6 protein-coding genes are annotated in these 15456 nt (G+C 74.0%); 2 read left to right on the top strand and 4 right to left on the bottom strand.

The window, feature by feature from the left end; genetic code table 11:
* The first annotated feature begins 74 nt into the window (after positions 1-74).
* Positions 75-1004, top strand: coding sequence for an acetylglutamate kinase (gene argB, locus B086_RS0117660; RefSeq protein WP_078531127.1), 930 nt, complete (start codon positions 75-77; stop codon positions 1002-1004).
* An 86-nt stretch (positions 1005-1090) separates the two neighbouring features.
* Here argB and B086_RS0117655 read toward each other — a convergent pair whose 3' ends face one another.
* Together B086_RS0117655 and B086_RS0117650 are read right to left on the bottom strand one after the other, a co-directional pair.
* Positions 1091-1321, bottom strand: coding sequence for a hypothetical protein (locus B086_RS0117655; RefSeq protein ID WP_018567757.1), 231 nt, complete (start codon positions 1319-1321; stop codon positions 1091-1093).
* A gap of 17 nt (positions 1322-1338) precedes the next feature.
* The gene (locus B086_RS0117650) at positions 1339-1551 is read right to left on the bottom strand and encodes an MbtH family protein (RefSeq protein WP_018567756.1); all 213 of its coding nucleotides are present in this window, start codon (positions 1549-1551) and stop codon (positions 1339-1341) included.
* A 154-nt stretch (positions 1552-1705) separates the two neighbouring features.
* Between B086_RS0117650 and B086_RS0117645 the strand changes: the two genes are divergently transcribed.
* Positions 1706-2818, top strand: a complete 1113-nt coding sequence (locus tag B086_RS0117645; protein ID WP_018567755.1) for an alpha/beta fold hydrolase — start codon at positions 1706-1708, stop codon at positions 2816-2818.
* Positions 2819-2835: 17 nt separating this feature from the next.
* On the opposite strand, the gene B086_RS0117640 is transcribed toward B086_RS0117645, so the two are convergent.
* Both B086_RS0117640 and B086_RS0117635 read right to left on the bottom strand, forming a co-directional pair.
* Positions 2836-4539: an ABC transporter ATP-binding protein gene (locus B086_RS0117640; protein ID WP_018567754.1), complete on the bottom strand. Its 1704-nt coding sequence runs from the start codon at positions 4537-4539 to the stop codon at positions 2836-2838.
* Positions 4526-15433, bottom strand: coding sequence for a non-ribosomal peptide synthetase (locus tag B086_RS0117635; protein WP_026252526.1), 10908 nt, complete (start codon positions 15431-15433; stop codon positions 4526-4528). The genes B086_RS0117640 and B086_RS0117635 overlap by 14 nt, the downstream gene beginning before the upstream one ends.
* Positions 15434-15456 lie beyond the last annotated feature (23 nt).

The following is a 15456-nucleotide window of genomic DNA, read 5'->3' as shown; positions in this document are numbered from 1 at the left end:
TAAGCTAAGCGGGAGATCGGCGTGGGGCACCCTCTCCCCGCGCCCAGGGCGTACAGCTCGTGAACGGGGCGGAGATGACGGAGCCGAGTACGGCGCAGGCCGCGGGAACGACGAGGACGGCGGGGGCGGCCGCAAGGCCGGTGCCGTCCCCGGCGCCGGGCGGCCGGGACCTGCCGTGGCCCGAGGAGCTCCGGGGCCGCACGGTCGTCGTGAAGTTCGGCGGCAACGCCATGGTGGATCCGTCCCTGCACCGGACGTTCGCCCAGGATCTGGTGGAGCTGCGGCACGCGGGCCTGCGGCCCGTCGTCGTGCACGGCGGCGGACCCCAGATCAGCGCCCTGCTCGACCGGCTCGGCCTGGAGGTGCGCTTCGAGGCCGGGCTGCGGGTGACGACGCCGGAGACCATGGACGTCGTCCGGATGGTGCTCACCGGCCATGTCCAGCGCGAACTGGTCGGGGCCATCAACGCCCACGGACCGTTCGCCGTGGGCCTGTCGGGCGAGGACGCCCATACGATGACCGCCGTGCGGCGCCCCGCCTGGGTGGACGGCAGGCCGGTGGACATCGGCCTGGTCGGCGATGTCGTGGCCGTGGAGGCCGCCACGATCGACACGCTGCTGGAGCAGGGCCGCATCCCCGTGGTCTCGCCCGTCGCGCGCGGCGAGGACGGCCTGGTCTACAACGTCAACGCCGATCTCGCCGCCTCGGCCCTGGCCGTGGCGCTGGGGGCGGACCGGCTGGTGGTGATGACCGACGTCGAGGGCCTGTACGCGAACTGGCCGCACGGCACCGAGGTGATCGGGCGTCTGACGGCCGGTGAGCTGGACGCGCTGCTGCCGGGGCTCGCCGCCGGCATGCTGCCCAAGATGGAGGGCTGCCTGCGCGCCGTACGGGCCGGGGTCGCCAGGGCCCAGGTCGTCGACGGCCGGGTCCCGCACGCGCTGCTGCGCGGCGTCTTCGCCGGGACTCCGTCCGGCACCACGGTGGTCCCGGACGGGATCTGACGGCACACGACACGGCGGGTGACCGCCGGACATGACGGTGGCCCCGCCCTCGGGGAGGCCACCGTCATGTCGGGGACGCCTGGGTGCTAGCCGCAGCGCCGCCCCGGGTAGGAGTCCGTCTCCGGCGCCCCCGCCTCGCGCATCCGGCGCAGGACCTCGGCGAGCGACGCGTCGTCCACGTCGACCGGGACGTTGACGTGCCGGTCGAAGACGAGGGTCTCCCCCGCGCCCGCGCGCCAGATGATCCAGCGGGGCAGGATGTCGGGCTCCTCCCAGAGGTGGGCGTACCGCTCCAGGACGTTCGTCGGGCTGCTCACGGTTGTCCCGCTTCCGGTCAGGCGTCGGCGGCTTCGGCGAGGGAGCGGGGGCGCAGATCGGTCCAGTGGGTCTCGACGTACTCCAGGCAGGCGTCGCGGGTGGTCTCCTCCAGGGCGACCGTCCACCCTCCGGGCACCGCGGCGAAGGACGGCCAGAGCGAGTGCTGGCCCTCGTCGTTCACCAGGACCAGGAAGCGGCCCTCGGCGTCGTCGAACGGGTTGGTGCTCATGTCCGGTTTCCTCCTGGCCCGTTGGGACGGCGGGCGCCATGTCCACGGGGTGCTCGGTCGGGGATGGGTTCGGCAACAAGGGAGCCACACACTTAGGTTAGGCTCGCCTAATCGCAGCTTAACGTTCCCTCTTTCCCCTCACAAGGAGACACCGATGCGTGCAGTCGAACGGGTCCCGGACGCGGACGGCGCACAGAGCCCCTTCGCCGCGTTCGGCCTGTCCGGTACACCCGGCACCGACGCGTTCTGGGCCGCGGCGGCTCCCGTGTCGGTGCCGTCCGGCGACGGTGGCTGGCTCACCCTGTTCCTGCGGCGCGGCGGTCCGGCGGTCGTCGCGTTCGAGAGCTGGCCGGACCCGGTGCCGCTGGCCCGGTGGCGCGACACGGACTGCTGGTACGCCCAGGTGCCCCTGCCCACGCGGTTCCGGGCGACCTACCGGTTCGTGGTGGGCGACACCTCCTGCGCCGATCCGCTCAGCCCCGTCCAGATGGGCGGCGACCGGTCCGTGACCGCCACACCGGACGCTCCCCCGCAGCCGCACTGGCCGTCCGTCGGCGCCGACGACGTGCTGCCGCTGCCCCGTACCCGGGTCCGCTGGCCCGCCGGACGGCTGGGCGGGCGGCGGACGGTGCGGGTCCATCCGGTGGGCGGCGGCGGCCCCGTGGTCCTGCTGCTGGACGGCGACGACTGGCTGTACCTGCATCCGGCCATGGCGGCGTTCGACGCGGCCGTCGCCGCCGGTGACGTGCCTCCCGTCACGCTGGTCTTCGTGCCGTCCCGGGACCGGCTCGCCGAGTTCGGGTGCCGGCCCGAGCTGTGGCAGTCGGTGCGGGACGAGTTGCTGCCGCTGGTGGCGGAGAGCGGGGTGCCCGCCGACCCGGACCGCCTGGTGGTCGCCGGGCAGAGTCTGGGCGGGCTGAGCGCGCTGTACGCGGCGCTGGAGTTCCCGGAGCTGGTGTCCCGGGTCGCCTGCCAGTCGGGGTCGTTCTGGTGGACGCCCGGGGCCATGGAGCTGCCCGACCCGCTGGGCGGCCCGGTCGGCGGCGCGGTCGCCGCGCGGCTGCGCGAGCGGCCCGCCCCGGCCGGGCTGCGGATCGCGTTCGACCTGGGCGAGCACGAGACACGTATGCGTCCCCACTGCGAACTGGTCGAGGAGCTGACCCGGCGCTCGGGCGCGACCGTCCGGGTGTCGAGGTCGGCCTCGCACCATGACCGGGCGGGCTGGCGGCACTCCCTGCTCAGGGACGTCGCCTGGGCGCTGGGCTGACGGGCGCGGGGCCCGGGTCACCTGGTCACGGCCCGGCGGTACGCCTCGTCGGTGGCCAGCAGTTCCCGGTGGGTGCCCCGGGCGGTGACGACCCCGCCGTCCAGGACGAGGACCCGGTCGGCGGCGTCCAGCAGGGCCGGACTGGTGGTGACGACGACGGTGGTACGGCCCCGGCGCAGCCGCGCGATGTTGCGTGCGACGAGCTGCTCGGTCACGGCGTCCACCGCCGTCGTCGGGTCGTGCAGCACCAGGACGTCGCTGTCGGCGGCCAGCGCCCGTGCCAGGGACAGCCGTTGGCGCTGGCCGCCGGAGAGGTTCGAGCCCCGGTCGCGGACCTCGTGGTCGAGTCCCTCGCGGTGCAGGGCGACGACGTCGGTCAGCAGGGACGCCTCGACCGCCTCGGCCACCGTGCGGCTCGTCCCGGAGGGGTCGATGTTCGAGCGGAGGGTACCGGCGAAGATCTCGCCGTCGTACGGGTTCACGAGGAGATGCTCGCGGACCGACTCGACCGACAGCTCCGCGAGCCGCCGCCCGCCGACGCGCACCGTGCCCTCGTAGGCGTCCGGCGGGACGGACAGGGCCAGGATCGAGGTCAGTTCGCCCGCGGCGCGCGACTGGTGGGCCGCGATCGCCGTGAAGGAGCCCGCCGGGACCCGGAACTCCACACCGCGCAGGGACCCGTACCGGACGCCCTCGACCTCCAGGTCCCCGCCCGGCTCCGGGCGCCCGGTCCCCGGGGTCGTCACCGGCGGCCCGGACAGCACCAGGGCCATCCGCTCGGCCGAGGCGCGCGCCATCATGACGTACTTGGGCATGTCCGAGAACAGCTTGAGCGGTTCCATGATGAACTGCGCCAGGCCGACGGCCGTGACCAGTTCCCCGATGCTGATCCGCCCGTCGAGGGCCAGCCATCCGGCGGTCAGCGTCACCGAGGCGGCGAGGGCGGCGTTCAGGCCCAGCGCGGCGCCCGCGTAGAGGCCGTTCACCCGGGCGACGGTGACCGCCTGCTGCCTGGCCTGCTGGCTGACCTTCCGGTAGGACAGGAACGCCGCGTGGTTGCCGCCGAAGCCGTGCAGCGGGCGCAGGCCGGTGATCAGGTCGGCGACCTTCGCGCCCGCTCGTGCCACCCGGGCCTGCTGCTCCTTGGTGCTGGTGCCGATGCGTCGGGACATCACACTGAGCACCGAGAGGATGGCGACGGTGCCCACCAGGACGAGCAGGCCGAGCCGGAGGCTCGCCAGGCTCAGGGTGACCGCCGCGATCAGCACCGAGACCAGGGAGCTGATCAGCATGGGGACCACCTCCACGATGTCGGCGGTCTGGTCGGCGTCCTCGGTGGCGATGGTGAGCACCTCGCCGGACTTGAGGCCGGTGTCCCGGGCCACCGGCTGGAGGCCGCAGGCCGCGACCCGCACCCTCCAGCGGTGGGCCTCGGTCGTGTTGGCCTTCTGGAGGATGCGCATCCCGAAGCGCCACGACAGCGACACGGTCGTGATGATCACGGCGAGCGCCGCCACCGACAGGGCGAGCGCCGCCGTGCTCCGGTGCCGCATCGTGTGGTCGACGATCAGGCCGAGTGCGATCGGGAAGGCGGTCTCGCCCGCCTGGTACAGCCCCATCAGGAGGGTGCCCCAGGCCATCGCGCCCACGTTGCGGCGCACGGCGGTGCGGAGGATGCCGGATCCCTGGGTGCGGGACCGCTGGACGTCAGGAGTGGTCATCGAGGTGGCGGGCAATCGCTTCCGGGGTGCGCAGGGTGAACAGGTCGCGGATGGTGATCACGGGTCCGAACTCGCGGCGGAGCAGTCCGTTCAGACGGACGGCGAGCATGGAGTGTCCGCCGAGGGACACGAAGTCGCTCACCGCGCTCACCTCCTCGTCGTCCAGGTCCAGGGCCTCGGCGAAATACTCGCAGACCAGTGTCTCGGTGCCGGTCCGCGGGCGGCGCTCGCCCGCGGTGGTCAGCGCTCCGAGCGGCCGGGGCTCGGGCAGGGCCTTGGTGTCGGCCTTGCCGTTCACCGTGAGCGGGATGCGGTCGACCTCGGCGTAGTGGGTCGGCCGCAGGAAGTCCGGCAGCGCGGCGCCCACCTCGGCGGCGACCGTCGCCAGGTCGGCGCCGTCGAGCACCAGGTAGGCGGCCAGCCGGTGGGCGCCGTCGACCTGCGGGTCCGGCTGGGCGACGGCCGCGGTGAAGCGTACCGCCGGGTGGGCGGCGAACGCCGCCTCGACCTCGCCGAGTTCGACCCGGTGGCCGCGGATCTTGACCTGCTGGTCGGTGCGGCCGAGATAGGCCAGGTTGCCGTCGGGCCGCCGGACCACGAGGTCGCCGGTGCGGTACATGCGTTCGCCGGGCCGGCCGAAGGGCGAGGCGACGAAGCGGTGCGCGGTCTGCGCGCTCTGGCCGAGGTAGCCGCGGGCGATGCCGATGCCCGAGACGTACAGCTCGCCGGGCACCCCGTCCGGCAGCGGCCGCAGCCAGGGGTCCAGCACGAACACGTCGGTGTTGTCGATCGCCACCCCCACCACCGGGTCCTGGCACTCGAAGGTGCCCACGCCCAGGGTGTTGATGGTGTACTCGGTGGGTCCGTACAGGTTGTAGCCGACGGTGCCCTCGGTGTCGGTGAGCCGCTGCCACAGGGCCGGGGTGACCGCCTCGCCGCCCAGCAGGACCAGCGCGGGACGCCGGCCGGGGGTGTCGAGCAGCCCCTCGGCCACCAGCTGCTGGGCGTACGTGGGGGTCACGTTGACGACGTCGATGCCGTGCTCACGGCAGTACGCGGCCAGGGCAGGCGCGTCGCGGCGCAGTTCCTCGTCGCAGATGTGCACCTCGTGGCCGTCGGCGAGCCACAGCAGCTCCTCCCACGACATGTCGAAGGCGAAGGACACGGTGTGGGCGATCCGGAAGACCCGGTCGCCGTGGCCGGCCAGCACCGGACCGAAGATACGGCGCTGGTGGTTGACGAGCATGTTGGTGAGGCCGGCGTACTCGGTCACCACGCCCTTGGGCCGCCCGGTGGAGCCGGAGGTGTAGATCGTGTACGCCGGGTGCCGCAGACGGTGCGGGTCGTCCGGCGCGAACGTCACGAACGGCTCGGCCGGCGGGAGCGGCCGGTCGAGTTCGATCAGCTCGCCGGTGAGCCGGGGGGAGACGGCGCTGACGGTGAGGGTCACGTCGGGGCGGGCGTCGGCGACGATCGAGGCGATCCGCTCGTCGGGGTGGTCCAGCTCCAGCGGCACGTACGCGGCTCCGGTGCGCAGCACGGCGAACAGCGCCACGATCGAGTCCAGGGAGCGCGGGACCGCGAGGGCCACGGTCCGCTCGGGGCCGATGCCGCGTCCGGCGAGCACGCCCGCCAGCGCCCGGCTGCGGTCGCGGAGTTCGGCGAACGTCATGCTGCTGCCGTGCGAGACGAGCGCGGTGCGCCGCGGGGCGCGGTCGGCCGCCGCGTCGAACCGGTCGACGACGGTGTCCGTGCCGATGTCCGTGCGGACGGCCGGCTCGGGCTCGGGACCGAAGCCGCGCAGGGCGCCCACCGGTCCGCTCGCCGTGGCCAGGTCCTCCAGTACGCGCACATAGCCGTCGAGGAGGCGGCGGGCGTCGTCTCCGTCGCCGTGGCGGTGCTCCAGCTTGACCGTGAGCCGGTCGCCGGGGGTGACGACCCAGGTGAACGGGTAGTGGGTGGAGTCGTCGGAGCGCACGGCGGTGATGCCGTGGCGGGCGTTCATCTCGGCGAAGGCGTCCATGTCCAGGAAGTTCTGGAGCACGAAGAGGTTGTCGAACAGGGTGTCGTGGCCGCCGGCCCGCTGGATCTCGCCGAGGCCGAGGTGTTCGTGCTCCATGGCCGCGACCCGGGACGCCTGGACCGCCGTCAGATAGTCCTCGACCGTGTCGTCGGGCCGGGCCCGGGTCCACATCGGCACGGTGTTGAGCAGCACCCCGACGACGTCGGCGAGTCCCTCGCCCTCGCGGCCGGAGACGGTCACGCCGAACACCGCGTCGGCGCGGCCCGTGTGGGCGGCCAGGAGCAGGCCGAACGCGCCGGTGAGAACGGAGTTCAGGGTGACGCCGTGCTTCCTGGCCGCCTCCCGCAGCAGGTCCGACTGCTCGGCGGTGAGGGTGCGCACGAGGGCGGGCGGCAGGTCCGCCGAGAGGGCGGGTGCCGGTCCGGCGAGCAGGGTCGGGCCCGTCAGCGGGGCCAGGTGCCCGGCCCAGAAGCGTTCCGCCGCGGCCTGGTCCCGGGCGGCGAGGGTCCGGGCGTGGTCCTCGAAGCCGGGTGCGGCGGGGCGGGTGTCCGGCTGTTCGCCCGCGAGGACGGCCTCGTAGGCGGCGAACAGGTCGCGCAGGACGATCGCGCGGGACCAGCCGTCCCACAGCAGCAGGTGGTAGCTGAGGAGGAGGTCGTCGCGTCCGTCGGGCCGCCGGATCACGGTCAACCGGATCAGGGGCGGATCGGCGAGGTCGAAACCGGTGCCGCGGTCGCGCACGCACAGCTCCCGCACGTCCGCCTCGGTGGACAGTTCGACCGTGCGGACGGCCGCCCGCAGGCCCGCCCGCAGGAGCTGGACCGGGTTGCCGTCGTCGTCGGTGGTGAAACCGGCGCCGACGGCAGGGTGCCGGGCGATCACGGCGGCCATGGCCTCGGCGAGCGCGTCGGTGTCCAGTCGCCGGTCGAAGCTGAAGTGGCTCTGGGCGACGTAGTGTCCGGACGGGCCCGCCAGTTGGGCCTGGAAGAACAGTCCGCGCTGGAGCGGGGTGACCGGTGCGGTGCGTTCGGCGGTGGCGGCGGCGTCCGCGATGTCCTCCAGGGCGCGCAGCCAGTGGGCGGTGATCTCGTCGGGGATCTCGTCGGCGAGGGTGAACTCCGCGTGCAGGCTGCCGGTGGCCGCGTCGGTCCAGGCGTTGACCTCCACGGCGTACGGGCTGCCCTGGTCGCCGCCGGTGATGCGCGGGGCCCGGGACTCGCCGCCCCGGCCGAGGTAGTTGAAGAGCACCTGCGGGCGGGCGGTGAGCAGCGGGGCGGTCTGCGGGTTGAGGTGGCGCAGCCGGCCGTAGGCGAGGTGCCCGGTCTCGTCCGGCTGCCGCTCGGCCAGTTCGCGGGCTGCGGCGACAGGGTCGGTGTGCGCGGTGAGCCGTACGGGGGCGATGGCGGTGAACCAGCCGACCGTGCGGGTGTAGTCGTGGTCCTCGCGCACGGGGACGCGGCCGTGCCGTTCCAGGTCGATCGCGAGATCGCTGGGGGCGGGCTGGATCCGGGTCAGCGCGGTGCGCAACGCGCCGCAGAGCAGTTCGGTGAGGGCGATGCCGAGCGCGGCGGGCGCGGTGCGCGTCACCCGGTCGCTGGTGCCGGGACCGAGGACGACGGTGGTCTCGCGCAGCGCTCCGGTCGCGGGCAACAGCGCGGGTGCCCGGAGTGTGTCGATCCAGTGGCCGAGGCCGGTGGTGTCGGCGGACTCCTGGACGAGTGCCTCGGCGTACTCGGCGTAGGACGTGGTCGCCGGTGCGGGTTCGCGCCCGCGCAGGGCGGCGGCCAGGTCGTCCAGCAGGATCAGCCAGGACACCGAGTCGACCGCGAGGTGGTGGACGGTGACGACCAGGGTGCGGGTGGCGGGGAGCCAGGTGAAGGCGGTGAGGTCGCCGGTCGCGGGGTCGAGCCGGGCGGCGGCCTCGTCGGCGGCCGCGGTGGCGTCGGCCGTGTCGGCGCGTACGACGGCGGCCTCGCGTGCGGGGCCGGTGCGCAGGCTCCACACGCCGTGCTCGGTGCTCAGCCGCAGTCCGAGGGCCGGGTGGGCGGCCAGGACGGCGTTCGCGGCGCGCTCGATGTCCGGGTGCGCGATGCCGTCGGGTACGTCCAGGGTCCTGGCCTGGGCGAACCGGTCCAGGGAGCCGCCCAGTTCGCGCTGGCGCAGGATGATGGGGGTGGGCGGCACCGGGCCGTGCTCGCGCCGCGCGGGCGCCGCGGCGGCCTGCGGGCTCCGCGGTGCGCGGGCGGCCAGCTCTCCGGCGAGTGCGCGCGGTGTCTTCAGCAGGAACACATCGCGGGGGGTGACCGGCAGGCCGAGCGCCCTGGCGCGGTTGACGACGGTGATGGCGACGATGCTGTCGCCACCGGCGCCGAAGAAGTCGGTGTCGGCGTCGGCGCCCGGCTGGTCCAGGGTGTCGGCGAAGATGCCGGTCAGCGCGGAGAGTACGGAGTCGGTGGCGGCCGCCGGGGCGTCCTCGTCCGGCGCTGCGGCGGCCCGTTCCGCGAGGGCCTTGCGGTCCAGCTTGCCGTTGACGGTCAGCGGCAGGGCGTCCACCGGCAGGACGCGGCCCGGCACCATGTGCGCGGGCAGCTTCGCGGCGAGGAGTCCGGCGAGGCCGGCGGGTGCGCGGCCCACGACGTGGGCGACGAGGTGGTCACCGCTGTCCGCGACGGTGACGGCGACGTCGGTCACCCCGTCGAGGTCCCGTACGACGGACTCGACCTCGCCCAGCTCGATGCGGAAGCCCTTGAGCTGCACCTGGTCGTCGGCGCGGCCGGTGAACTCCAGCTCGCCGCCGAGGGTGCGGCGGGCGAGGTCGCCCGTGTGGTACATGCGGGAGCCGTCGGCCGCGAACGGGTTCGCCACGAACCGGCTCGCGGTGAGCCCCGGACGGCCCAGGTAGCCGAGGGACACCTGGTCCCCGGCCACGTAGATGGCGCCCTCCCGGCCGGGCGGCACCGGCCGGAGCCGGTCGTCGAGCAGATGGGTGACCAGGCCAGGGACGGGGCCGCCGATGGGGCTGGCGCCGTCGGAGCCGAAGTCGTCGCCGGTGAGCACCCGGTGGGTCACATGGACCGTGGTCTCGGTGATGCCGTACATGTTGACCAGTTCGGGCGTGGTGGTGCCGTGCCGCTCGGTCCAGCCGCGCAGCCGGGCGAGGTCCAGCGCCTCACCGCCGAAGATGATCCGGCGCAGCGCCGGAAGGGGCAGGCCCGCCTGCCGGTCGGCCTCGGTGAACTGGTGGAAGGCGGAGGGCGTCTGGTTCAGCACGGTCACCCCGCGCTCGCGGACCAGCCGGTGGAAGTCGACCGGGGAGCGGGTCAACGCGTAGTCGGGGACGAGCAGTTCGCCGCCGTGCACCAGGGCGCCCCACAGCTCCCAGACCGCGAAGTCGAAGGAGTACGAGTGGAACTGCACCCATACGTCGTCCGGGCCGAAGCCCATGTCCTGGCGGGTGTTGGCGAGCAGCGCCACCACACTGGAGTGCGGGACGACGACGCCCTTGGGCCGGCCGGTGGAGCCGGACGTGTAGATGACGTAGGCGGGGTCGGAGGGGCCGGCCGCGTCAGCGGCGGAACCGGCGGCGTCCTGCGGCGGTTCGTCGCCCTGCACGAGGACGCGGGCCGCGACGCCCGCCCGCTCCAGCAGCGCCGTGAAGCGGTCCCGCTCTCCGGGGCCGACGAGGACGGCCTGCGGGGCGGCGTCGGCGAGGATGTACTCCAGGCGTTCGTCGGGGTAGGCCGTGTCCAGCGGCACATAGGCGCCGCCCGCGGAGACGATCGCGAGCAGGGCGACGACCTGTTCCACGGAGCGGGGAACGGCCACGGCGACGCGACGGCCCGGCCGGACTCCGGCCGCGCGCAGGGCGGCGGCCAGGGTGTCCTTCGCCGCGGCCAGTTCGCCGTAGGTCAGTGAGCGGGTGGTGCCGTCCAGGGCGCACTGGGTGACGGCGGTGGCCGCCGGGTCGCGGAGCGCTGCGGCGTCGAACAGGGCGCCGAGGGTGGTCGGTTCGGTCGGCGCCGCGCTCCGGGTCTCCCCCGGCAGCAGGTCGGCGACGGGGGTGTCCGGACGGTCGAGGAGGCCGGTGAGGACGTGGGTGAACCTGCGCAGGATGTCCTGGGCGGCGTTCTCCCGCAGCAGTGCGGTGTCGTGGATGAGGCTGAAGCGCGGGTGCCCGTCGGGGGTCCGCTCCACGACCAGGGTCAGCGGGTAGTGCGGGGCGCCCTCGTTGGCGATGCCGGTGACGGACAGGGTGTCGCCGGGGCGGCGCAGGGCGGCGACGTCGGTCGCCACGTCGAACACCACGAGGGTGTCGAAGAGGGGGCCGGCGCCGGCCCGGCGGCCGATCCGCGCGAGTGAGACGTGCTGGTGCGCGAGGACCGCGCCCTGGTGGGCGCGCACCGCGGAGAGCAGTTCGGCCGCCGTGGTCCCCTCGTCCCACCGGGCCCGCAGCGGGACGGTGTTGATGAAGAGTCCGATCATGTCGCCGATGCCGGGGACGTCCGCGTCGCGGCCGGAGACGGTGGAGCCGAACACCACGTCACCGGTGTGCAGGAGGCCGCCCAGGGTCAGTGCCCAGGCGCTGTGCACGGCCACGCTCAGCGTGACTCCGGCGGCCCGTGCGGCCGCGTCGATGTCCTGCGGCAGCCGTACGGAGGTGTCGGCGAACCGGCCCGAGGGGGTGTGGTCCGCCGCGACCAGCGAGGGGCCGGGCAGCCCGGCCAGTTCGGCGTCCCACACCCGGTCGCTCTCGTCGGCGTCGCGTCCGGCGAGCCAGGCGACGTAGTCGGCGTAGCCGCCCGCCGGATACACGGTGCCGGGCGCGTGGTACTCGGCGAGCAGGGTGCGGAGCATGGGCGGCACGGACCAGCCGTCGGCGATGATGTGGTGCACGGTCTGCACCAGCACGTCGCGGCCGGCCGCCGCGTCGCGGAACAGCGTGTACCGCATCAACGGGCCGGTGGCCAGGTCGAATCCGGCGCGGCGGTCCTGCTCGGCGTGGTCGCGGATCTCCGCGTCGGTGATGCCGGGCCGGTCGAGCACGGTGAACGGCGCACGGACCCCGCTCTCCAGTACGGAGACCACGCGGCCGTCGGAGAGCGCGGTGAACCGCGCGGCCAGGTTGGGGTGCAGGGCGAGCAGCCGGGTGGCCGCGGCGGCGAGCCGGTCGGCGTCGGCTTCGCCCTCCAGGGTCAGCACCTGCTGTTCGACGTAGCTGCCGGTGGAGTCGTCGTCGAAGACCGAGTGGAAGTACAGGCCCTCCTGGAGCGGGGTCAGGGGCAGGATGTCGCGCAGCGCGGGGCCGTCCAGGGCGTCGACGTCGGCCTGGGTGAGCCGCACCAGCGGGAAGTCGCTGGGCGAGTGGCCGCCGCCGTCCAGGGCGGCGAGCCCGTCGAGGGCGGTACGGAAGTAGCCGCCGAGCGTGTCGATGTCCGCTTCGGTGAACATGCCGTCGGGCCAGGTGAGGGTGGTGACCAGTTCGTACTCGCCACCGGCGGCGGGTTCGGCGATCGCGTTGAACTCCAGGACGCGGGGCAGGCGCATGCCCGGGTCGCGCTTCTCGCCCAGGTGCCCGGTGGCCGTGGTCAGTTGCCAGTCCCCGGACGCGCCCGCGTCGAAGCGGCCCAGGTAGTTGAAGAGGACCTGGGGTGCGGGGGCGGTGAAGGAGGCGCCGGCCAGGTGGCGCAGGGCGCCGTAGGAGACACCGTTGCCCGGCACGCGGGCGAGGTCCTCCTTGACCGCCTTGAGCGCGGTGGCGAGGTAGCCGGGGTCGGTGAGGTCGTCGGCCGGGCCGGGGTCGACGGTCACGGGGAACAGCGTGGTGAACCAGCCGACGGTGCGCGACAGTTCGGGTTCGACGCCGGTGGCGGCGGCGACATGGCGGCCCTCGCGGCCGTGGCCCTCCAGTTCGATGTGCGCGAACGTCTGGTCCTGGCCCCGGTCGCGGCGCCACCGGGCGAGGGTGACGGCGAGCGCGGTCAGCAGGACGTCGTTGACGCCCGCGTGGAACCGCGCCGGGACCTCGCCCAGCAGGGCGGCGGTGGTGTCGGCGCCGACCGTGACGGTCCGGGACCTCTCCCGTGCGACGGTGTCGGCCCCGGACAGCGCCCGTCTGCCGAGCGGGGCGTCGGGCCCCGGCAGGGGACGCTCGTAGTACGTGCGGTCCCGGTCGAAGTCCGCGCTCTCCAGCAGTTGTGTCCAGCGCCGGAACGAGGTGCCCACCGGGGGCAGTTCGACGGGTTCGCCCGCGGCGCACCGGCGCCATGCCGTGGCCAGGTCGTCCATCAGGACCCGCCAGGACACACCGTCGACGACCACATGGTGGACGACGAGGACCAGTTGGCGTGCCGCGCGGCGCCAGACGGCCCGCAACATGACCCCGCCGTCCGGGTCCAGCCCGCCGGTGGCGAGGGCCACGCACTCCTCCAGCGGCCGGTCGCTCTCCTGCCACTCGGCCCGTGCCGTGGCGGCCTCCGGGATGTCGAAGCTCCAGCGTTCGCCGCGCACGAGGCGGGCGCGCAGCATGTCGTGGCGGGCGACGACGGCGGTGAGGACGGTGTCGAGGGCGTCGGCGGTGAGCTGGGCCGGGGTGTTCAGCACGACCGACTGCACGAAGCCGTCGACCGCGTCGGTGGTCCGGCCGAGCCACTGGACGATGGGCGACCCGGTGACGGGGCCGGTCGGTACGTCGTCGTGGTCCATGCCGGTGACGTCCTCGCGGCCGGCCACCGCGGCCAGCGCGCCCAGGACGCTGTGGGCGAAGATCTGCCCGGCGCTGACGTAGAGACCTGCGTCGCGCAGCGCGCTCAGCAGCGAGATGGCGAGGATGCTGTCGCCGCCGAGCTGGAAGAAGTCCTGGTCGACGCCGACCTCCTCCAGCCGCAGCAGCGAGGCGACGGCCGCGCACACCGTCCGCTCCTCGTCGGTGACGGGCCGGACGGCGGGGCCGGTGGCGATCTCTGGCTCGGGCAGCGCGCGCCGGTCCAGCTTGCCGTTGGGGGTGAGCGGGAACTCCGGCAGGACGACGATGTGGGCGGGCACCATGTACTCCACCAGGTGCCCGGCGGCCCAGGACCTGACCTCGGCCGCCCGCAGTCCTTCGTGCCCGGCGGCCGGGATCACATAGCCGACGAGGTAGGTGCCGCCCGCGCTGTTCTTCCTGGCGACGACGCAGGTGTGCCGTACGCCGGGGTGTTCGGCGAGACCGGCCTCGACGTCCTCCAGTTCGAGCCGCATGCCGCGGATCTTGACCTGGTTGTCGGCCCGGCCGAGGAAGTCCAGTGATCCGTCCGGGGCGAACCGCGCGAGGTCGCCGGTGCGGTACAGCCGGGACCCGTCGTCCGCGAAGGGGTTGGCGACGAAGCGGGTCGCGGTCAGGCCGGGCGCGTTGACGTACCCGCGGCCCAGCAGGAAGCCGCCGACGTAGAGTTCGCCGCCGACGCCGACCGGGACCGGGCGCAGTTCGTCGTCCAGGACGTACAGCTGGGTGTTGGGGTTGGCCCTGCCGATGGAGGTCGACAGGCGTTCCGCCGCGCCCCGGTAGATGACATGGGAGACGCCGATGGTGGTCTCGGCCGGTCCGTAGCCGTGGTACATGGGGATGTCGAGCCGGGTGCGGAACCGTTCGTACAGCTCCGGGGTGAGCACCTCGCCGCCGCACCACACGTGTCGCAGGCTGTCCAGCCGCCCGGAGTCACCGGCGATCTCCAGCAGGACGTCCAGCATGGACGACACGAGGTAGGTGAAGGTGACGCGCTGTCCGGCGATCACGCTCAGCAGGTGGTGCGGGTCGCGTTCGCCGCCCGGCCGCAGGACCACCAGTCTGCCGCCGCACACCAGGGGCAGGAAGATCTCGTTGACGGAGATGTCGAAGGACAGCGGTGCCTTGAACAGCGAGGCGTCGTCGTGGCCGAAGCCGAGGATCTCGCCGGACTGCCACAGCAGGCGCTCGCTGATCGCCTCGTGCCGGATCATCGCGCCCTTGGGGCGGCCGGTCGAACCGGAGGTGAAGATGACGTAGGCCAGGGCGCCGCCGGGGATGGTGATCCGGGGTGCCTCGTCGGGGTGGGAGCCGTGGCGCCAGTCGTCGAGGCCGACGGCGACGGCGGGGGGTTCGGTGCCGTCGTGCTCGCCGGAGGCGTTGAGCTGCACCACGACCTGTGCGTCGGCGATGACGACGGCGCGGCGCGCGGCGGGCCACTGCGGATCGAGCGGGACGAACGCGCAGCCCGCCTGGAGCACGCCGAGCAGGCCGATCACCATGTCCGCCGAGCGCTCCAGCGAGATGCCGACCACCTGTTCCGCGGTGAGTCCGCGGGCGATCAGGTGGTGGGCCAGCTGGGCCGACAGGCGTGCCGCCTCGCGGTAGGTCAGCGACCGGTGTCCGTCGACGACGGCGACGGCGTCCGGCCTGAGCCGCGCCTGTTCGCGGAACATCTCGACGATGGTCGGCCGGACGCGTTCGGCGGCGGTGTCGTTCCACGCGGCGAGGGTCCTCAGCCGCTCGGCCGTCCCGGACGGGCCGATGGAGCCGAGGGGCCGGTCCGGGAAGTCGGCCAGGTCGTCCAGCGCGAGCTGCGCCCGGGGGGCCGGCACGCCCTCGGGGAGGGCGACGCGCATCCCGTCCGGGGCCTCGTCCACCTCCCAGCCGTGCGGGGCGCCGCCGCCGTTGCGGACCCAGCCGAGCACGTCGGCGAAGAGGGTGCCGGGGGCGAGGTCGATGCCGTCCGGGCCGCGGTCCGTCGCCCAGTACGACAGTGCGATGGCACATGCCTCGGCGATGGTCCGGTCGGAGTGTTCGCCGATGCGCCGGCGTACGTCGGCCAGACGCGCGGAGGAGATCTGCACGAGACGAGCGCTCGGTTCCATCATCGAAGTCTCAGCACCTTCCAGGG

The sequence above is a fragment of the Streptomyces sp. PsTaAH-124 genome (assembly GCF_000373685.1).
In the GTDB taxonomy this organism is placed as follows: domain Bacteria; phylum Actinomycetota; class Actinomycetes; order Streptomycetales; family Streptomycetaceae; genus Streptomyces; species Streptomyces andamanensis.
This window is presented reverse-complemented; position numbering and strand designations above follow the sequence as displayed.

Bases quoted from the DNA above. Each gene is read 5' to 3' on its own strand.
- argB (WP_078531127.1), top strand. From the start codon at position 75: ATGACGGAGCCGAGTACGGCGCAGGCCGCGGGAACGACGAGGACGGCG.
- B086_RS0117650 (WP_018567756.1), bottom strand. From the start codon at position 1,551: ATGAGCACCAACCCGTTCGACGACGCCGAGGGCCGCTTCCTGGTCCTG.
- B086_RS0117645 (WP_018567755.1), top strand. From the start codon at position 1,706: ATGCGTGCAGTCGAACGGGTCCCGGACGCGGACGGCGCACAGAGCCCC.
- B086_RS0117640 (WP_018567754.1), bottom strand. From the start codon at position 4,539: ATGACCACTCCTGACGTCCAGCGGTCCCGCACCCAGGGATCCGGCATC.
- B086_RS0117635 (WP_026252526.1), bottom strand. From the start codon at position 15,433: ATGATGGAACCGAGCGCTCGTCTCGTGCAGATCTCCTCCGCGCGTCTG.